Source organism: Micromonospora musae, assembly GCF_003626545.1.
GTDB classification, from domain to species: Bacteria; Actinomycetota; Actinomycetes; order Mycobacteriales; family Micromonosporaceae; genus Micromonospora; species Micromonospora musae.
Window position 1 is genome coordinate 116,475 of the sequence record NZ_RAZS01000006.1, and the last position, 18,270, is coordinate 134,744.

Annotated in this window: 17 protein-coding genes; 11 read left to right on the forward strand and 6 right to left on the reverse strand. The window is 72.0% G+C overall.

What is annotated here, in order from left to right; translation table 11 throughout:
- Positions 1-276: 276 nt before the first annotated feature.
- Genes D7147_RS18010 through D7147_RS18020 form a run of 4 tightly spaced genes read right to left on the reverse strand, consistent with a single transcriptional unit; the run spans position 277 to position 3,886 of the window.
- The gene (locus D7147_RS18010; protein WP_233563200.1) at positions 277-1,680 is read right to left on the reverse strand and encodes a TldD/PmbA family protein; all 1,404 of its coding nucleotides are present in this window, start codon (positions 1,678-1,680) and stop codon (positions 277-279) included.
- Positions 1,677-3,113 carry a TldD/PmbA family protein gene (locus D7147_RS18015; protein WP_120679158.1) on the reverse strand — a complete coding sequence of 479 codons (1,437 nt, stop codon included), beginning with the start codon at positions 3,111-3,113 and terminating at the stop codon, positions 1,677-1,679. Before D7147_RS18015 ends, D7147_RS18010 begins: the two co-directional genes overlap by 4 nt.
- A complete protein-coding gene (locus D7147_RS32130) occupies positions 3,110-3,304 on the reverse strand; it encodes a hypothetical protein (RefSeq protein WP_147437408.1) in 195 nt (64 codons plus the stop codon). The genes D7147_RS18015 and D7147_RS32130 overlap by 4 nt, the downstream gene beginning before the upstream one ends.
- 33 nt (positions 3,305-3,337) lie before the next feature.
- A complete protein-coding gene (locus D7147_RS18020; protein WP_120679832.1) occupies positions 3,338-3,886 on the reverse strand; it encodes a Uma2 family endonuclease in 549 nt (182 codons plus the stop codon).
- Positions 3,887-4,175: 289 nt separating this feature from the next.
- Here D7147_RS18020 and D7147_RS18025 point away from each other — a divergent pair, with 289 nt between their 5' ends.
- From D7147_RS18025 to D7147_RS18045, 5 genes are all read left to right on the forward strand, one after another.
- Positions 4,176-5,231, forward strand: coding sequence for an ABC transporter ATP-binding protein (locus D7147_RS18025; protein WP_233563233.1), 1,056 nt, complete (start codon positions 4,176-4,178; stop codon positions 5,229-5,231).
- A gap of 114 nt (positions 5,232-5,345) precedes the next feature.
- Positions 5,346-6,401, forward strand: coding sequence for an ABC transporter ATP-binding protein (locus D7147_RS18030; RefSeq protein WP_120679162.1), 1,056 nt, complete (start codon positions 5,346-5,348; stop codon positions 6,399-6,401).
- Positions 6,398-7,405 carry an ABC transporter permease gene (locus D7147_RS18035; protein WP_120679164.1) on the forward strand — a complete coding sequence of 336 codons (1,008 nt, stop codon included), beginning with the start codon at positions 6,398-6,400 and terminating at the stop codon, positions 7,403-7,405. Before D7147_RS18030 ends, D7147_RS18035 begins: the two co-directional genes overlap by 4 nt.
- Before the next feature lie 67 nt (positions 7,406-7,472).
- Positions 7,473-8,459 (forward strand): ABC transporter permease, encoded by a 987-nt coding sequence (locus D7147_RS18040; RefSeq protein WP_120679166.1) that lies wholly within the window; start codon positions 7,473-7,475, stop codon positions 8,457-8,459.
- Between the two features lie 181 nt (positions 8,460-8,640).
- On the forward strand, positions 8,641-10,383 hold the full coding sequence (locus D7147_RS18045) for an ABC transporter substrate-binding protein (protein ID WP_120679168.1): 1,743 nt from the start codon (positions 8,641-8,643) through the stop codon (positions 10,381-10,383).
- A gap of 110 nt (positions 10,384-10,493) precedes the next feature.
- On the opposite strand, the gene D7147_RS18050 is transcribed toward D7147_RS18045, so the two are convergent.
- Complete coding sequence (locus D7147_RS18050; RefSeq protein WP_120679170.1) at positions 10,494-12,641, reverse strand: prolyl oligopeptidase family serine peptidase; 2,148 nt, start codon at positions 12,639-12,641, stop codon at positions 10,494-10,496.
- Between the two features lie 85 nt (positions 12,642-12,726).
- Here D7147_RS18050 and mshB point away from each other — a divergent pair, with 85 nt between their 5' ends.
- The 3 genes from mshB (at position 12,727) to D7147_RS18065 (ending at position 14,645) form a co-directional block, all read left to right on the forward strand.
- Positions 12,727-13,650: an N-acetyl-1-D-myo-inositol-2-amino-2-deoxy-alpha-D-glucopyranoside deacetylase gene (mshB, locus tag D7147_RS18055; protein ID WP_120679172.1), complete on the forward strand. Its 924-nt coding sequence runs from the start codon at positions 12,727-12,729 to the stop codon at positions 13,648-13,650.
- Positions 13,651-13,661: 11 nt separating this feature from the next.
- Positions 13,662-14,102, forward strand: coding sequence for a hypothetical protein (locus tag D7147_RS18060; protein ID WP_120679834.1), 441 nt, complete (start codon positions 13,662-13,664; stop codon positions 14,100-14,102).
- Between the two features lie 78 nt (positions 14,103-14,180).
- The gene (locus D7147_RS18065) at positions 14,181-14,645 is read left to right on the forward strand and encodes a hypothetical protein (RefSeq protein WP_120679174.1); all 465 of its coding nucleotides are present in this window, start codon (positions 14,181-14,183) and stop codon (positions 14,643-14,645) included.
- 28 nt (positions 14,646-14,673) lie between these two features.
- On the opposite strand, the gene D7147_RS18070 is transcribed toward D7147_RS18065, so the two are convergent.
- The gene (locus D7147_RS18070) at positions 14,674-15,651 is read right to left on the reverse strand and encodes a GNAT family N-acetyltransferase (RefSeq protein ID WP_120679176.1); all 978 of its coding nucleotides are present in this window, start codon (positions 15,649-15,651) and stop codon (positions 14,674-14,676) included.
- 78 nt (positions 15,652-15,729) lie between these two features.
- Here D7147_RS18070 and fdxA point away from each other — a divergent pair, with 78 nt between their 5' ends.
- The 3 genes from fdxA to D7147_RS18085 are packed head-to-tail and all read left to right on the forward strand — an operon-like array spanning position 15,730 to position 18,225.
- On the forward strand, positions 15,730-16,056 hold the full coding sequence (fdxA, locus tag D7147_RS18075) for a ferredoxin (protein ID WP_076466513.1): 327 nt from the start codon (positions 15,730-15,732) through the stop codon (positions 16,054-16,056).
- Positions 16,053-17,162 carry a succinyldiaminopimelate transaminase gene (gene dapC, locus D7147_RS18080; RefSeq protein WP_120679178.1) on the forward strand — a complete coding sequence of 370 codons (1,110 nt, stop codon included), beginning with the start codon at positions 16,053-16,055 and terminating at the stop codon, positions 17,160-17,162. The genes fdxA and dapC overlap by 4 nt, the downstream gene beginning before the upstream one ends.
- A gap of 49 nt (positions 17,163-17,211) precedes the next feature.
- Positions 17,212-18,225 (forward strand): prephenate dehydrogenase, encoded by a 1,014-nt coding sequence (locus D7147_RS18085; protein WP_120679836.1) that lies wholly within the window; start codon positions 17,212-17,214, stop codon positions 18,223-18,225.
- Positions 18,226-18,270: the final 45 nt, after the last annotated feature.

Sequence of the window (18,270 nt, forward strand, 5' to 3'; positions counted from 1 at the left end):
GGAACTTCCTCCGGTCGGCACGCGGACCGGCGAAACCGCACCCGCTTGCCACGTCATGCGCACACCAACGACCACGCCGGCACACCGGCGCAGCTAAGTGACACACGTTACGCCGATCTTCGCTTGCCGTCCGTCCAAGGCGACGTCCCGTGTGTCCGACCGGCTCGAGAGCCCCCGGCACGATGATCGATGTGACGATGTTAAGAAGGTCTCTGTCCCGTCCCGACGCCGGGGTGGCCGAGCAGCGCCGAAGCGCCGACCGGAGGCGTCCGCCGGTCAGCCGGAGGCGCCGCCGGTGAAGTTCCACGCGGCGAGCCGCAGCGGTGGGGCCGTCCACCAGACACCGTCCAGCCGGTCCGGTTGCCGGACCGGCTCGCGGCCGACGCCGAGCACCCGACCGGGCCCCAAAGCCCGCGGGTACGACTCGGTGAACCGGAAGTCGCGTACGGCCGAGGTGACCTGTCCGTCCTCGACCAGCCAGACCCCGTTGCGGGTCAACCCGGTCACCACCAGGCTCTTCGGGTCGAGCACCCGGGTGTACCACAGGTCGCTGACCAGCAACCCCCGCTCGACCTGCGCCACCAGGGCCGCGGTGTCCCGGTCGGCGACCGCGCCGACGGTCGGCAGACCGGCCGCGCCGTCCGCGTCACCGTCCGTCCCGTCGCGCCCGAGCAGCCGCAGGTTACGGGGGATCGGGCCGAAGCTCGCGCCACCGGCGATGCCGTGCCCCGTGGAGTGCGTACCCGCGTCCGCGGCGGTCCGCCGATCGTGTACGACCGCGCGGGTGGTGCCGGCCTCGACGAGCGTCAACCGGCGGCGGGGCGTCCCCTCCACATCGAACGGCAGGTCGACCGCGCTGAGCGGATCGTCGACCACGGTGACGGCCGGATCGAACTGCGCCACGCCCGGTTCGGCGAACGACTGCCGCTCGGCGTGGCGCTTGCCGTTGAAGCCGTACCAGGAGAGGTTCTGGAGCAGGTCCGCCACCGCGGCCGGCTCGAACACCACCTCGTACCGCCCCGGGGTCAGCTCGACCGGGTCCACCGCCGCCCGGGCCTTGGTCGCCGCCCGCGCGCCCAGCACGGCGCCGTCGAGGTCGGCCAGCCGGTCCGCGCAGAGTCGGGCGACCCCGTCCGCGCCGCCGGCCCGGGCGATGCCGTCCATGGCCGCCTCGACGGCGTGCCCGTACGCCGAATGTCCCGCGCTGTTCGCGAACCCCGACGACCGGTGGGTGGTACGGCAGTAGCCGGCCGTCTCCAGTCCACCGGCCGCGTCGACGAAGGCGCGGACCCGCTCGGCCCGCTGGTCCGGGTCGGCGTACGCGGTGGCCTCGTCGGCCGGGCCGGACGACGGCGTCGGCGTGGCCGGGGTGAGCCCCGGCCAGGCCGGATCGGGCGGACCGAGCCGCGCTGCGGCGAGAGTCCGCTCGACCAGCGTACGCAGCCCCTCCGGGCTCACCGAGCTGCCGTTCGCCGCGGCGGTACGCCCGTCGACGTGCACCCGCAGCCGGACGCCCACGCCCGACTCGGCGACGTTCTGGTGGATGAAGGAGTTGGCGAACCGGGTCAACGCCAGATCCGCCCGGGTGACCACCGCCTCGGCCTCCGCGTCCGGGCCGCCGATGCGGCGGACCAGGTCGATCACCTGACCGGCGAGCTCCAACTCACTCCTCGCGCTCACGCGGACACTCCCACGCGGACGTTGCGGAACCGGGCCGGCGCGGCCGGGTGGCCGGTGTGCCCGGTCTGGCCGGGCTGCCCCTTCCCGCAGTTCGGCGTCCCCCAGGCGGTGGTCTCCGAGGAGAGCATGTCCATCGACCGCCAGAAGAGCGGGCCGATGCCGGTGTAGGTCGGGTTGCGCAGCATCCGCCCGCGCCGGCCCCGCTTCACCTCCCAGCCGATCTCGCAGCCGAACTGGAAGTTGAGCCGTTTGTCGTCGATCGACCAGGAGCGGTTCAAATCCATCAGCACCCCGTCGTCGGTCTCCGAGATGATCTCCTCAAGGGTGTGCGGGCCGGGTTCGAGACCCACGTTCGTCATCCGCACCATCGGCAGCCGGGCCCAGCCGTCGGACCGTACGCTCCCGCCGTAGTCCAGGCCCGCGACGGCGGCCGAGTCCCGGCCGGCGAGCACGCCCACCCAGCGGCCCTCGCGGACCGCGTCCCGCTTCACCGCGGGGGAGCCCTCGTCGTCGAAGCCGAAGCTGCCGAGCGCCCCCGGGATGGTCGGGTCGATGGTGATGTTCATCAGCTCGGAGCCGTAGCGCAGCGAGCCGAGCTGAGCCAGGTCCAGCCAGGACGTGCCGGCGAAGGCGGCCTCCCAGCCGAGGATCCGGTCCAGCTCGATGGCGTGCCCCACCGACTCGTGGATCTGCAACGCCAGCTGTTCGCCACCGAGGATCAGGTCGGTCTCGCCGGCCGGGCACGCGGGCGCGGTGAGCAGCGCCCGGGACTCGTCGGCGATCCGGGCGGCGTGCGCGGCCAGGTCCAGCGACTCCACGAGCTCCCAGCCGGTGGTGCCGTACTGGCCCCGGTAGCTGGGGTAGGAGCGGCGCTGCGTCTCGCCGTCGCCGATCGAGGTGGCGGAGATCCCGCCGCCGCACTCGCGGATGCGCTGGTCGATCCGGTGCCCCTCGCTGGAGACGAACCACTTGGCCGTGTCCCAGATCTGGTAGAGGCCCTCGGCCAGGTCGGCGCCGTGCTCCCGCATGGTCGTGGTCGCCCGGACCAGTAGGTCGCCCTTGTTGGAGAGCGGCACGCCGAGCGGGTCGATGCGGCACTCCGAGGCCCAGGTCGCGGTGACCGCCTCGGCGGGCGTCAGGTCGACGGGCGGGCCGGGCACCCGCGCGCTCGCGGCGGCGATCCGCGCGGCGCGCCGACCGGCGTCGCGGGCGGCGGCGTCGGAGAGCTCGGGTACGGCGTAGAAGCCCCAGCTCGACCCGACCAGCGCGCGTACGCCCAGGCCCGTGCTCTCGTGCTGGGTCAGCTCCTCGATCTCGCCGTTGCGCGCCGCCATCGACTCGTAGCTCCGGTGCATCACGCGCGCGTCGGCGTACCGGGCGCCGGCGTCCACAGCGGCCTGTACGGCGGCGGTCGCCGCGTCGAACTCGCTCACGGCCGCGCTTCGATCTGTTGATCGCTCATGCCGGCACTCCGCTGGCGCTGCGTGCCGGCATGAGGCACTTCCGCCCTGTGCTGATGATTCGCTCGCTGGCGCTCGCTCATGCCGGCACTCCGCTGGCGCTGCGTGCCGGCATGAGGCACTTCCGCCCAGTGCTGATGATTCGCTCGCTGGCGCTCGCTCATGCGACCGACCCTAGGCCAGCGGCCCGACCTGCGTCAGGGCAGCAGCTCTTCGGGCCGGATCGTGGCCCGGACCGGCTCGGTCAGCTCCAGACTCTCGCCGGCCTTCGTCACCGCCACTTCCCGATAGTGCCGGCCCTGCCGCCGGTAAAGGTGCAGCGTGCCGTTCTCCTGCTCCACCAGCAGGTACCACTCGATCCCGGCGGCCGCGTAGTAGTGCATCTTGAGCACCTTGTCGGTGGCGGCGTTGCTGGGGGAAATTATCTCGCACACCAGCCGTACCTCGCTGGCTTCGACGTTGACCTCGTCGAAGTTGATGGGGCCCGTAATCACCAGGTCCGGGATCGGGATACGCCCTGGCCTGAGGCGGACGTTGACTCCCTCAAGGACGTGCAACCCCGCCTCGCGGACGGGGCCGCGAAGAGCTGAGCGGAGTTCACCCGAAATGTTCTGGTGTCGTGGGGTTGGTGCTGGGGTCACGTGAAGGCTTCCGTCGAAGAGTTCGACGCGCTGGGACGTCTCGCCGAGGGAGAGGTACTCCTCTTCGGTCCACGGGCCTTCGTGGTCGAACACCGCCACGGTCATGGTCACCTCCACCTCGTGTCGGCGGGAATGCTTGCCTGACTGCCGCTGTCATCGTCGCACCAGAGGTGCGGTGACGTGGCGAAGCCGGCGAGTGGACTTCGTGAATGTGCTGGTGAGGGCTGTTCATGGACGTTGCCGAGTCGTTACGCTGACGGCCGCTGACAGCCCGCGACTTTGTAGCTTATTTTCACCCTCAGGGATTTCCTGTAAGTTCTCTTCGTCACTGGGGGAGGCGGTCGTGGGCAGGTCGGAGTCGGTGCCGTCCGGGCAGACGGGCGATCGTCCCAGCGTGCCGGAGCAGCGCTCCGGCGACGCGCCGTACCTGCGGGTGAACGACCTGCGGGTGCGTTTCGACACCGAGGACGGTGTGGTCCGGGCGGTGGACGGAGTCTCGTTCACGGTGGAGCGTGGCCGCACGCTCGGCATCGTCGGTGAGTCCGGATCGGGCAAGAGCGTCACCTCACTCGCCATCCTCGGCCTGCACAACGCCAAGCGCGCCAGCATCGGCGGCGAGATCTTCGTCGGCGGTCGGCAGTTGGTCGGCCTGCCGGAGGAGGAGGTACGCCGGCTGCGTGGCCGCGACATGGCGATGATCTTCCAGGATCCGCTTTCGGCGCTGCACCCGTACTTCACGGTCGGGCGGCAGATCGCCGAGGCGTACCGGGTGCACCACCCGCGCGCGGGCAAGCGGGAGGCCCGGCAGCGGGCGGTCGACATGCTCGGCCGGGTCGGCATTCCGCAACCGGCGCGCCGCTTCGACCAGTACCCGCACGAGTTCTCCGGCGGCATGCGCCAGCGGGCGATGATCGCGATGGCGCTGGTCAACGACCCGGACCTGCTCATCGCCGACGAGCCGACCACCGCCCTCGACGTCACCGTGCAGGCGCAGATCCTGGACCTGCTCGCCGATCTCCAGGCCGAGTTCCACTCCGCGATCATCCTGATCACGCACGACCTCGGCGTGGTCAGCCAGGTGGCCGACGACGTACTCGTGATGTACGGGGGCCGGGCCGTCGAACGCGGCAGCGTCGAGCAGGTGCTCCGCCGGCCGCAGCACCCGTACACCTGGGGGTTGCTCTCCAGCGTGCCCTCGCTGCACGGCGACGCGGACGCGGACCTGGTGCCGATCCGGGGCAACCCGCCGAGCCTGATCAACCTCCCCTCGGGCTGCTCCTTCCACCCGCGCTGCCGGTACGCCGACCGCAACGGAGACCGGTCCCGCAGCGAGGTGCCCGAGCTGCGCCCGGCCGGGGAGGAGGGCCACCTGGTCTCCTGCCACCTGGCCGCCGAGGAGCGGACGCGGCTCTACCGCGAGGAGATCGCACATGTGGGGGTCGCTCGGTGAGCGCGAGGAACGCAGCGCAGCGGAGTACCGCAGTCGCGAACGAAGGCGGGTGTCGGTGAGCGCGAGGAACGCAGCGCAGCGGAGTACCGCAGTCGCGAACGAAGGCAGGCTCCGATGAGTGAGGTGGGCACCGCGCCGGCGGAGGCCGAGCCGCTGCTGCGGGTACGGGGGCTGGCCAAGCACTTCCCGGTACGCACCGGCCTGCGCAGCCGCGGCGTGGTGCGGGCGGTCGACGGGCTGGACTTCGACGTGCGGCCCGGTGAGACGGTCGGCCTGGTCGGTGAGTCCGGCTGCGGCAAGACCACCACCGGTCGGATGCTGGTGCGACTGCTGGAGCCGAGCGCCGGCACGATCGAGTTCGACGGCCGGGACATCACCCACGCCGGCCGGCGTGAGCTGCGCCCGCTGCGCCAGGACCTGCAGATCATCTTCCAGGACCCGTACGCCTCGCTGAATCCCCGGCACACGGTGGGCCGGATCATCGCCATGCCGTTGCAGGTCAACGGCGTCGAGCCGGCGGGTGGCGTCAAGGCGCGCGTGCAGGAGCTGCTGGAGGTCGTCGGGCTGAACCCGGAGCACTACAACCGGTACCCGCACGAGTTCTCCGGCGGGCAGCGGCAGCGGATCGGCATCGCCCGGGCGTTGGCGCTGCGGCCGAAGCTCATCGTCGCCGACGAGCCGGTCTCCGCCCTGGACGTGTCGATCCAGGCGCAGGTGGTCAACCTGCTTCGCGAGCTGCAGCGGGACCTGGGGTTGGCGTTCGTCTTCATCGCGCACGACCTGGCCGTGGTCCGCCACTTCTGCCAGCGGGTCGCCGTGATGTACCTCGGCAAGATCGTGGAGATCGGCGACCGGACCGACATCTACGAGCGGCCGCAGCATCCGTACACCCGGGCGCTGCTCTCGGCGATCCCGGACGTCACCAAGCTCGGCCCCGCCGGCCGGATCCGGCTCACCGGTGACGTGCCGACCCCGCTCGACCCGCCGTCGGGCTGCCGGTTCCGCACCCGGTGCTGGAAGGCGCGGGAGATCTGCGCGACCGAGGAGCCGGCGCTGGTGTCGCGGGACGGCGGCGGGCAGGCCACCGCCTGCCACTTCCCGGAGTCCGGCCCGGTGGCGGGGGAGAGCGGCGGCACGGCCGGCGCGGCCGTCGAGGAGGTGTCGAAGTGAGCCTGTCCCCGGTGGAGGGTGTGGCGCTCGCCGAGATCGAGTCCGGCGGCGGCGCGGAGACTCCGGAGAGCAGGGACGTCGTCGGCCGCTCACCCGGCCGGCTCGCCTGGATCCGGCTGCGGCGCGATCGTACGGCGATGGTCAGCGGCGCGATGCTCCTCTTCTTCCTGCTGCTGGCGCTCGCCGCGCCGCTCGTCGAGCTGCTCTACGGCATCGGTCCGAAGGAGCAGTTCCAGAGCCTGCTCGACGGCTTCGGCATGCCGCTGGGCTATGCCGGTGGCGTCTCCGGCGAGCACTGGTTCGGCCTGGAGCCGGGGCTGGGCCGGGACATCTTCATCCGGCTGATCTACGGCCTGCGTACCTCGCTCTTCATCGCGTTCGCCGCGGCGGTCATCACCGCGACGATCGGGGTCGTGCTCGGTACGCTCGCCGGCTACCTCGGCGGGTGGCTGGACGCGGTGATCAACTGGATCACCGACCTGACGCTGGCCATGCCGTTCCTGGTCATCGCGCTGGCCCTGACCCCGACGCTGGTGCTGCGCTTCTACGGCGAGCGGGAGGCCGTCTCGCCGGCCTTCGGGGTGGCGGTGCTGATCGGCGTCTTCGCCGTCTTCGGCTGGACGAGCACCGCCCGGCTGGTCCGTGGCCAGGTGATCGCGCTGCGCGAGCGGGAGTTCGTGGAGGCCGCCCGGGCCAGCGGCGCCGGCCTGGGACACATGCTCTTCCGGCAGCTGCTGCCGAACATCTGGGCGCCGATCCTGGTCTCGTTCTCCCTGGCCGTGCCGCAGTTCATCACCAGCGAGGCGGCGCTCTCCTTCATCGGGGTGGGGCTGAGCGACGAGACGCCGAGCTTCGGCCGGATGATCTACCGCAGCCTGGACTACCTGCAGACCGACCCCGCGTACGTCTTCTTCCCGGGCATCGCGATCTTCGCGCTGGTGTTCGCCTTCAACCTCTTCGGGGACGCGCTGCGCGACGCGCTCGACCCGAAGTCGTCCCGGTAGGTGTCGAGATGAGCGTGCGGAGTGCGACGCCACGGAGTCGAGCGGTTGCGAACGAAGGGGTGCTCTGATGACGCGATTCCTGGTCAAGCGGCTCTTCTCCGCCACGCTGACGCTCTTCGCGGTGAGCGTGCTGACCTTCCTGATGTTCTTCGCCCTGCCCCGTGACCCGGTCACCGGCATGTGCCCGAAGAACTGCAACCCGGAGCGGCTGGAGCGGGTCCGGGACGAGTTGGGCCTGAACGACCCGCTGGTCACGCAGTACGCCGGCTACATGAAGGGCATCGTCACCGGTCGGGACCTGGGCAGCGCCCAGGGCGGCCGCTGCGACGCGCCCTGCCTGGGCTGGTCGTACGTCACCAACGAGGCGGTCTCCGACACCATCGCGCGGGTGCTGCCGGTGACGCTCAGCATCGTGATCCCGGCGGCGGTCCTCTGGCTGCTGCTCGGCGTGGGGCTCGGCATGATCTCGGCGCTGCGCCGCGGCACCTGGTTGGACCGGCTCGCCATCGGCTTCTCGCTCACCGGGGCGTCGTTGCAGCTCTACTTCGTCGGTGCGGTGCTGCTGCTGGTCTTCGTCTACAACCTGCGGATCCTGCCGGTGCCCAGCTACACGTCGATCTTCGACAATCCGCTGAAGTGGGCGAGCGGGCTGGTGCTGGCCTGGTTCTCGCTGGCCTTCCTCTTCTCCGCGATCTACGCCCGGCTCTCCCGCGCGCAGATGCTGGAGACGCTCTCGGAGGACTTCGTCCGCACCGCGCGGGCGAAGGGCCTGGCCAAGCCGAAGGTGTACGGGCGGCACGCGCTGCGCGCGGCGATCACACCGGTGGTGACGATCGCCGGGCTGGACGTCGGTGGCGCGCTCGGCGGCACGGTGATCACCGAGACGACCTTCGGCATCCAGGGGTTGGGTCGTACGGCCGTCGACGCGGTACGGGCCGGTGACCTGCCCACGATCATGGCCACCGTGCTGATCGCGGCGGTCTTCGTGGTGCTCGCGAACGTGCTGGTCGACCTCCTGTACGCGGCCATCGACCCCCGGGTACGGCTGCACTGACCCGAGCCCGGGACGCCGGGCGGTGCCGGGGCGGGGCGGACGAGGGTCGAGCCGCCGGCCGATGGTGAAATTTATCGACAACTGTTACACAATCCGTAGGTTTTCTTCTTTACGATCCTCGGGACGTCGGCGGTTCCACCTCCGGCGGACCCGCACGTCAGATGGGTGGAGGAGGTAGGAGATGCGACCACGCGTGGCGGCCGCCGCAGGCGGCGCGATCGCACTGGTTGTGGCGTTGGGTGCCTGCTCGAAGAACACGGGCGAAGGCACCACCGTGGACACCAACCGTACGCAGACCGGGGTGATCGCGACCGACCCGAAGGACTCGCAGGGCCCGGCCGCGGAGGTGGCCGGAGCGAGCAAGGGCGGCACCTTCACCATCATCCGGGAGACGCCCATCTCCCACCTGGACCCGCAGCGGACGTACTCGTTCGCCGGTCTGATGGCGAGCCCGCTCTTCGCCCGTTACCTCACCACCTGGAAGGACGACGGCAAGGGCGGCCTGGTCCTGGTCGGTGACCTCGCCGAGACGCCCGGCAACGACGTCAACAAGGACTGCAAGGTCTGGGAATTCAAGATCAAGGACGGGGTGAAGTTCGAGGACGGCAGCCCGATCACCTCGAAGGAGATCGCCTACGGCATCGCCCGCTCCTTCGACCCGGACCTCACCGGCGGCCCGACCTACATCCAGGAGTGGCTGGCCGACACCCCGCAGTTCGACACCAAGTGGGACTTCAAGAAGAACAAGGGTTCGCTGCCGCCCGGGCTGACCACGCCGGACGACAAGACGCTGCGCTTCGAGTTCACCAAGCCCCGCTGCGACCTGCCGTTCGCCGTCTCGTTGCCGACCACCGCGCCGCTGCCGCCCGCCAAGGACACCGGCGTGAACCTGGACAACAAGCCGTTCTCGTCCGGGCCGTACAAGATCGCTGACAACCAGGTCGGCGTGAAGCTGACCCTGGACCGGAACCCGAACTGGGACGCCAAGACCGACCCGGTCCGGCACCAGTACCCGGACCAGTTCGTCTGGAGCTTCGGCCCGACCCCGGACGCCGCCAGCAACCGGGTGATCGCCGACAACGGCGCCGACCAGAGCGCGCTCGCCTTCAACACCGTGCCGGCCTCACTGGTCGCCAAGGTGGCCGGCGACGCTGCGCTGAAGTCCCGCACCATCCTCTCGCCGACCCCGAGCGCCAACCAGCTGGTCATCAACAACCAGCGGGTCAAGGACCTGAAGATCCGTCAGGCGCTCAACTACGCGATCGACCGGGAGGGTCTGATCAAGGCGATGGGTGGGCCGACCGTCGCCGCGCCGCTCACCACGCTGATGCCGCCGTCGACCATCGGCTTCAAGGCGTACGACGCGTACCCGGCCGGCGCCAACGGGAACGTGGACAAGGCCAAGGAGCTGCTCGCCGGTCAGACCCCGGAGCTGGTCCTCGGCGTCTCCGACGGCGCGACCGAGCAGCTGCAGGGCACCCAGCTCAAGGCCAACCTGGAGCGGGCCGGCTTCAAGATCACGCTGCGGAACATCCCGGACGACGCCAAGCTCGACGAGATCAAGAAGAAGGACAACCCCTGGGACCTGTACATCGGTAACTGGGCGGCCGACTGGCCGAGCGGCGCGTCGATCCTGCCGGTGCTCTACGACGGGCGCACCATCAAGCCCGAGGGCAACAGCAACCAGTCGTACTTCAACGACCCGGCGGTCAACACCGAGATGGACCGGATCCTGGCGCTCTCCCCCGCCGAACAGGGCCCGGAGTGGGCCAAGCTCGACGAGCGGATGATGAAGGAGTACGCGCCGGTCGTGCCGCTCTTCGTCGACGTCGCCTACAACGTGCACGGCTCCAAGGCCGGCGGCGTCTTCATCTCCAGCGTCTTCGGCTACCCCGCCTTCGTGAACGCGTACGTCAAGCAGTAGTCCCGCCGCACGAACGGGCCCCCGGTCGACACCGTCGTCGGCCGGGGGTCGTGCGCACCCGGCGGTCGGGGGATTGTGCGTGCCCTCGGCGCCGGTCGGGGCGGCCCGCGCTATCCCAGGTGCGTGCGGAGGAAGTCCAGCTCCAGCCGGAGCAGGCGCTCGGCGGTGCCGCCGGCCGCCATGTGCGTCGCCCCGGTCAGCGGCAGCACCGAGTGCGGCCGCCCGGAGGAGAGCAGCGCGGCCGAGAGCCGCAGGGTGTGCGCGGCGACCACGTTGTCGTCCACCATGCCGTGCACCAGCAGCAACGGGCGGGCCTCCGCCGGATTTGTCACCGGCTCGGCGGCCAGCTCGACCAGCGAATGGTGCGCGTAGACGTCCGAGCCCTCGTCGGGCATCCCCAGGAAGCGCTCGCTGTAGGCGGTGTCGTAGAGACCCCAGTCGCTGACCGGGGCCCCGGCGATGCCGCAGCGGAACAGCTCCGGGTGCCGCAGCACCGCGAGCCCGGCCAGCCAGCCGCCGAACGACCAACCCCGCACCGCCACCCGGCTCAGGTCGAGATCCGGGTGCTTGTCGGCCAGCGCGGTGAGCGCGTCCACCTGGTCGAGCAGGATCACGTCGGCCAACCGCCGGTGGATCGCCTTCTCGAACGAGGGTGCCACCCCCGGCGTGCCGCGGTTGTCCACGACCACCACCGCGAACCCGGCGTCGGCCCACCACTGCCGCTCCAACCAGGCCGAACGCGCCGCGACCACCTCCTGGTGGCCGGGGCCGCCGTAGATGTCCAGCAGCACCGGCAGCCGGCGACCCGTGACGTAGCTGTTCGGGTAGAGCACCGCGCTCGGCAACCGCCGGTCGGTCACCCGTTCCAGCAGCGGCAGCGGCGAGTAGGGCGAGACGGCGGCGTGCGAGTTCAGCAACGCCACCTCCTCGTCGCCGCGCCGTACCGTCCACCGCGTTCCCGCGTGGTCGAGCGAGGCGCTGCCCACCACGAGCACGTCCCCGCCGACCGCTGCGGTGTGCCATCCCGAGTCGGAGGTCAACCGGCGGGCGTCGACCCCGCCGCCGATGGTCGTGCGTACCCGGAACAGGTGCCGCTCGCTCGGCTCGCCGTCACTCGCCTCGACCAGCAGGTCGGGCGCGCCCGCGCCGGTGCTGGGCAGCCGTCCCACGACGCGCCGGACGTAGAGCGAGGGCGGGGTGAGCAGCGTGCCGTCGGCGAAGAGACACCGCGCGTCGTACCCGTCGTGGGCCAGCTCACCACCGACCAGCACCCGCCCGTCGGGCAGGTGCGCCGGGGTGCCGGCGATCGGCTCGACCCAGCGCGGATCGGCCAGCTCGGCGTGGACCTGCGTCTCACCCGTGCGCGGATCCACCGCGAGCACCAGGCCGTGCTGCTGCGAACGACGCAGCACGGTGATCAGCGGGCCGCCGTCCGCCCAGCTGACCGAGGTCAGGTAGGGGTAGGTCTCCCGGTCCCAGTGCACGTCGACCCACCCGTCGTCCAGGTCGAGCAGGTGCAGGCTGACCTCGGCGTTCGGCCCGCCGGCCCGTGGGTAGGCGACGGTCGTCGGCGGGCTGGCCGGGTCGGCCGGGTCGTGCAGGTGCCACCGGTCCAGCCGGGACTCGTCGACCCGCGCGGCGAGCACCGAGCGGCCGTCCGGCGCCCACCAGTAGCCCCGGAACCGGGCGAACTCCTCGGCGGCGATGTGCTCGGGCAGACCCCAGGTGACGCCGGAGTCCTCCCCGGCGAGCATCGTGTCGGTGCCGTCGGCGTCGACCACGCGCAGCTCGCCCCGGCGGACTCCGTCCGCGGCGTCGGTGACGTAGGCGAGCCGAACGCCGGTCGGGTCCGGCCGGGGGTCGAGGACCGGTCCGACGGTGGTCACCTCCACCACGTCACCGTGCACCAGATCGGCCCGGAAGAGCCGGCCGGCGATCGCGAAGACCGCCACCCGCCCGGCGGCGTCCAGGGCGTACGAGCCGATGCCGTCGGCGCTGAGCCGCAACCGCTCGCGCAGCGCCCGCTCGCCGGGGGAGAGGGTGGCCGGGCCGCTGTCGGTCCCGAGCAGCACCGCCGGGTCGGCGACCAGCCGTTCCTCGCCGGAGGCGACGTCCAGGAGCCAGAGCGCGTCGGCCGGGTCCTCCGGGCCGGCCGAGCGCAGGAAGATCACCAGGGATCCGTCGTCGGCCACGGAGACGGCGCGCGGCGCGCCGTGGCTGAACCGGCGGGTACGGGCGGCCAGCTCCGGATAGTCCACGGCCAGATCGTAAGTCGGCTCCGGAGGTGATGTGGCCGACCTGCACGGACGCGTTGGGGTCGGCCGGACGGAACCGCCGGTTAGAGTGACGGGCGTGACGATGCTGCCCGACCGCCGCCTTCTGCTGGTCCACGCGCACCCGGACGACGAGACCATCGGAACCGGTTCGACGATGGCGCACTACGCCGCCACCGGTGCGCACGTGACGCTGGTGACGTGCACGCTCGGCGAGGAGGGCGAGATCCACGTGCCGGCGCTGGCGCAGCTCGCCGCCGACCAGGCCGACCAGCTCGGCGGCTACCGGATCGCCGAGCTGACCGCGGCCTGCGCGGCGCTGGGCGTCACCGACCACCGCTTCCTCGGCGGCGCGGGCCGCTACCGCGACTCCGGCATGATGGGGCTGGCCACCAACGAGCACCCCCGGGCGTTCTGGCAGGCCGACCTGGACGAGGCCGCCGGTCACCTGGTCGAGGTGATGCGGGAGGTTCGTCCGCAGGTCATGATCACGTACGACGAGAACGGCTTCTACGGGCACCCGGACCACATCCAGGCGCACCGGGTGGCGATGCGCGCGCATCAGCTGGCCGAGGCCGAGGGGATCGCTCCGGAGAAGGTCTACTGGACGGCCATGCCGCTCAGCGTGCTCAAGGCCGGCATGGACCAGTTCGTCGAGTCGTCCGACAACCCGTTCGCCGGGATCGAGGACGTCGCGGAGCTTCCGTTCGGCACCCCCGACGAGCAGATCGCGGCCCGGATCGACGCCACCGAGCAACACGCCGCGAAGCAGGCCGCGCTGCGCGCCCACGCCACCCAGATCCCACCGACCTCGTGGCTCTACACGATCGCCGGCGCCATCGGGGGCGAGTTCATGGGGCTGGAGTACTTCACCCTCGCGAAGGGGGATAAGGGTGCGGGCAGCGGCCCGTACGGCTGGGAGGACGACCTCTTCGCCGGGCTCGCCGACCACGGCCACGACCGGGCCCCGGCAGCGGTGGCCGGTCTGCGGTGACCCTCCCCACCATTCCCATGTCGGTAGCCCCGGACGAGACCAACCCGCCACCGGCGGGCCCGCCGCCGCGCCTGCTCGACCTCGGCCTGCGGGTGGCCGGCGGCCTCGTGGCGGTCGTCGCCGGTGTGGTGACCGGGGTGGTGGAGCTGCTGCTCGCCACGCTCCGGGTGGCCGGCCAGCTCGTCGGGGTGTCGGTGCTGGTGGCGGTCGGCGCGAACATCGCGCTCGGTTGGTTCGCCCACCGGACGGTCGGCCGCCGCTGGTCGGTGGCGCTGCCCGCGGTGCCGTGGTTCGTGCTGATGGCGGTCGCGGCGATCCGGACCGCCGAGGGGGACCTGCTCCTCGCCGGTGACAACTGGGTCGGCCTCGTCATGATCGTGGCCGGCGCGATGACCTTCGCCGTGATGGGTTTCCGGCAGATCCTCGCGCCGCCGTCGCACTCGCCCGGGTGATGACGGCACACAGGTTCGAGTGGTAGATATTCCTGCCAGGAAACCGTCCGAGGGGACGGTTGGGCGGGAGGTCGTGCGATGGCGAGGCGCTGGCGCGACATCGGGGTGCTCGCCGGGCTGCTCTTCGCGGTCAACGTGGTCGCTCGGTTGATCATCCACTTCGGCTTCGACGGCGACGACACCGCCGCCGACCGGGTGTCACTCGGCATGTTCGTGCTGATCGGGGTGATCCTCGCCGTGCTCGCCTTCGTCTGGGGGCGGCGTCGACCGCTGGGCGAATGGTCGGCCGACGTGGCGGGCACGGTGCTGGTCGCGATGCTCCTGACGGTGCTGGTCGGTCCGCTGCTGGTGGGCGACAGTCCGTTCGCCGGTGGCGCGGGCACCTTCTTCGCCCAGATCTGGCTCTACCTCGGCGCCGCCCTGGCGGGGACGCTGGTCGGCTACCTGGTGGCCACCGCGCTCGGCCTCGACCACCGGTCGCAGGGCCTGAAGCGCTACGCCGAGCTGAAGGCCGCCAAGCCCCGCAAGGTCGTCCGTCGCTGACCGGGCCGGATCGTGCCGCCCCGACGGGTCAGTGCGGGGGGACGCGGGTCAGGTACGTGTGGTGGGTGGTGAAGCCGAACCGGCGGTAGAGGGCGACGGCGGCGGTGTTGCGCTGCTCGACCTGGAGGAAGGCGTCAGTGGCGCCGGCCTCCGCGCCCCACTGCCCGAGCGCGCGGACGATCCGGCCGGCCAGCCCCTGACGTCGGGCCGCCGGCAGCACCTCGATGACGGTCAGCCCCAGCCAGCGGCCCTGTCCGGTCACCGTGCCCCGGCCCATCCCGACCAGCTCGCCGTCGGCGTACGCGTGCGCGAAGCGGACCTGCTCCACCGCGGTCAGCACGTGGCGGGCGGCGTCCGGCAGGCCGGCCTTGCGGTCACCCACGACCGCCAGCCACTCCGGTGCGGGGGCGGTCGCCAGCCGTATCGACGCCGACCCGCCCGGGCCCCGGGGCGCCGGTGGGGTCGGCGAGGCGGCGGTCACCAGGGGGAGCGGCGCGGTCTGCACCAGCACCGGCGGTCGGCCGCTCCAGCCCCGGGCGTCCAGCTCGGCGCCGACCGGCGTGGCGAGTGGCAGCGGGGTGTTCACCAGCGGGGTGAGGCCACGCTCGGCGTACCACCGCTCGACCGTGTCCAGGGCCGCCGGCAGCGGCCGGTCCGGGTCGCCGACGGGTAGCGCCGAGTTGGCCCGCCCGGTCCAGCCGTCGGCGGCCCGCAGCAGCCAGCCACCCAGCCGCTCGCGCGTGGGCGCCGACCAGGCCTCGTCGGCGGCGAGCTCCAGCTCGATCACGGCCGCCGCGGTGGGGCGGCGGGCCGGCGGCACCCGCTTGGCCCGGTGCACCTCGTCCCGGGGCACGCGCAGCGGGCCGTGTGCGGTGCTCAACGTGAGATGGGTCTCGTCCAGCTCGACCAACTCGCCGAGGGCGTCGGAGAACAGGGGTCGGCCTTCTCGAATACCGACAATCCGCCGAACCACGATCCGGTGTCCCACATCCTGCTGACCCAGCACGATCGACCCCCTCCCCGGCGAGATACTAGGCTCTTACCGTCGCGGAGATCGCGGCGCGTCTTGCGGAGGAGAAGACCGGTGACCTACATCATCGCCGAGCCGTGCGTGGATGTGCTCGACAAGGCATGCATCGAGGAGTGCCCGGTCGACTGCATTTACGAGGGCAACCGGATGCTCTACATCCACCCCGACGAGTGCGTCGACTGTGGTGCCTGTGAGCCCGTCTGCCCGGTCGAGGCGATCTTCTACGAGGACGACGTGCCGGAGCAGTGGAAGGACTACACGGGCGCCAACTACGAGTTCTTCGAGGACCTCGGCTCGCCCGGCGGCGCCTCGAAGATCGGCAAGGTGGAGAAGGATGCGGCGTTCGTCGCCGCGCAGCCGCCGCGCGGTGAGGGACACTGAGCCGGCCCGCGCCGATCTCGGCGCACCTGCCCGACTTCCCCTGGGACACTCTGGACGCGGCGGCCACCGTCGCCGCCGCGCACCCGGAGGGCCTGATCAACCTCTCCGTCGGCACGCCGGTCGACCCGGTGCCGCAGGTGATCCGGCAGGCGCTGGCTGACGCCTCCGACTCCCCCGGTTACCCGCTGACCGCCGGCACCCCCGCGCTGCGCGCGGCGATCACCGCCTGGGTGGTCCGTGCCTGCGGCGCCGGGGCGAACGGTCTGGGCGTGCTGCCGACCATCGGCTCGAAGGAGCTGGTCGCCTGGCTGCCGACCCTGCTCGGGATCGGGCCGGACGACGTGGTCGTGGTGCCGTCGGTCAGCTACCCGACCTACGAGGTGGGTGCCCGACTCGCCGGTGCCACCGTGGTGCGCAGCGACTCGCTGACGTCGGTCGGTCCGACCTCGCGGGTCCGGCTGGTCTGGGTCAACTCGCCGGGCAACCCGAACGGCAAGGTGCTGCCCGCCGCCCACCTGCGCAAGGTGGTCGACTGGGCGCGCGAGCGGGGCGCGGTGGTCGCCAGTGACGAGTGCTACCTACCCCTGGGCTGGTCGGCCGAGCCGGTCTCGGTGCTCTCGCCCGAGGTCTGTGGCGGCTCGTACGACGGGGTACTGGCGGTGCACTCGCTCTCCAAGCGGTCGAACCTCGCCGGCTACCGAGCCGGTTTCGTCGCCGGTGACGCGGCGCTGGTGGCGGAGCTGCTCGCGGTGCGCAAGCACGCCGGCATGATCGTGCCCGCGCCGGTGCAGGCGGCGATGGTGGCCGCCCTGCAGGACGACGAGCACGCCGTGGAGCAGCGGGAGCGTTACCGGGCCCGACGCGAGGTGCTGCGTCAGGCGTTCGAGGCGGCCGGCTTCACCATCGAGCACTCGGAGGCGGGCCTCTACCTCTGGGCGACCCGCGGCGAGGACTGCTGGAAGACGGTGGACTGGCTGGCCCGGCGGGGCGTCCTCGTCGCCCCCGGCCTCTTCTACGGTCCGACCGGTGGGCAGCACGTCCGGGTCGCGCTCACCGAGTCCGACGAGCGGGTCGCCGCGGTGGCCGGCCGGCTCGCCGACCAGTGACGTCGCGTCGTCGGTCGACGACGGTACGAGCGGGACACCGGGGTACGTGATGGTGCGCAGCGTGGGTCAGCGGCCGAGGGTCGCGGTGGTGGGTACCGGCCTCATCGGCGGGTCCATCCTGCTCCGGCTGCGGGAGGTCTACCCGGACGTCGTCGGCTGGGACCCGGATCCGGCCACCCGCGCCGTCGGCCGTGACCGGGGTGTCCGCTTCCCCGACGCGCTGGCCGACGCGGTCCGGGACCGGGACGTCGTCTTCCTCGCCGGGCCGCTGGCCAGCCTGCCGGAGACCCTGCTCACCGTCGCCCGGCACACCGGTGACGACTGTGTGGTCACCGACGTGGGCAGCACCAAGGACGCGGTGGCCCGCTTCGCGGTCGAGCAGGGCCTGACCGGGCGGTTCGTGCCCGGCCACCCGATGGCGGGCACCGAGCGGTCCGGGCTGACCGCCGCCGTGCCGGAGCTGTTCGACGGGGCGGCCTGGGTGCTCTGCCCGAGGCTCGACGGGATCGGGCCGTTCCGAATGCTCGCCGGCCTCCTCGTGACGGTCTTCTCGGCCCGGGTCGTGCCGATGTCACCGACGGTGCACGACTCGGTGGTCGCCCTCTCCTCCCACGTCCCCCACCTGCTGGCGGGGAGTCTCGCCGGGGCGGCGGCCGACGTGGAGATCCGGGACGCCGTGCTCGGCCTGGCGGCCGGGAGCTTCCGGGACGGCACGCGGGTGGTCGGCACGCCGGTGGAGCGCATCGCGGACATGCTCTTCCAGAACCGGGACGAGGTGCTCGGCCAGCTCGGCCAGGTCCGCGTGGTGCTCGACGCGCTGGTCGACGCGTTGCGCCGGGACGACGCGGACGCGCTGGTCGAGCGCTACCGGCGGGCGCAGGAGCTACGTCACGCGCTCCTCGACCGGGCGCTGGACGAGCAGCGGCGTGAGTTCCCGGTCGACGGGGACCACGCCGACGAGTTGGCGTACCTGCTGGAGCTGGGCTCGGCGGGCGGCCAGCTGACCGGCTGCGCCGCCGATGCGGACGTGGTGACCTACCTGGCGCGTCGCCCGCCGGCGTGAGCGCGAGCTGAGCGCTGCTCCGGCGCTCGGGCGCGGCCACGACTA

What these genes read in the sequence shown, in the direction of transcription:
- D7147_RS32130 (WP_147437408.1), bottom strand. Translation starts at nt 3,304, where the DNA reads ATGAGCGAGCGCCAGCGAGCGAATCATCAGCACTGGGCGGAAGTGCCT.
- D7147_RS18020 (WP_120679832.1), bottom strand. Translation starts at nt 3,886, where the DNA reads ATGACCGTGGCGGTGTTCGACCACGAAGGCCCGTGGACCGAAGAGGAG.
- D7147_RS18030 (WP_120679162.1), top strand. Translation starts at nt 5,346, where the DNA reads ATGAGTGAGGTGGGCACCGCGCCGGCGGAGGCCGAGCCGCTGCTGCGG.
- D7147_RS18040 (WP_120679166.1), top strand. Translation starts at nt 7,473, where the DNA reads ATGACGCGATTCCTGGTCAAGCGGCTCTTCTCCGCCACGCTGACGCTC.
- D7147_RS18045 (WP_120679168.1), top strand. Translation starts at nt 8,641, where the DNA reads ATGCGACCACGCGTGGCGGCCGCCGCAGGCGGCGCGATCGCACTGGTT.
- D7147_RS18065 (WP_120679174.1), top strand. Translation starts at nt 14,181, where the DNA reads ATGGCGAGGCGCTGGCGCGACATCGGGGTGCTCGCCGGGCTGCTCTTC.
- D7147_RS18085 (WP_120679836.1), top strand. Translation starts at nt 17,212, where the DNA reads ATGGTGCGCAGCGTGGGTCAGCGGCCGAGGGTCGCGGTGGTGGGTACC.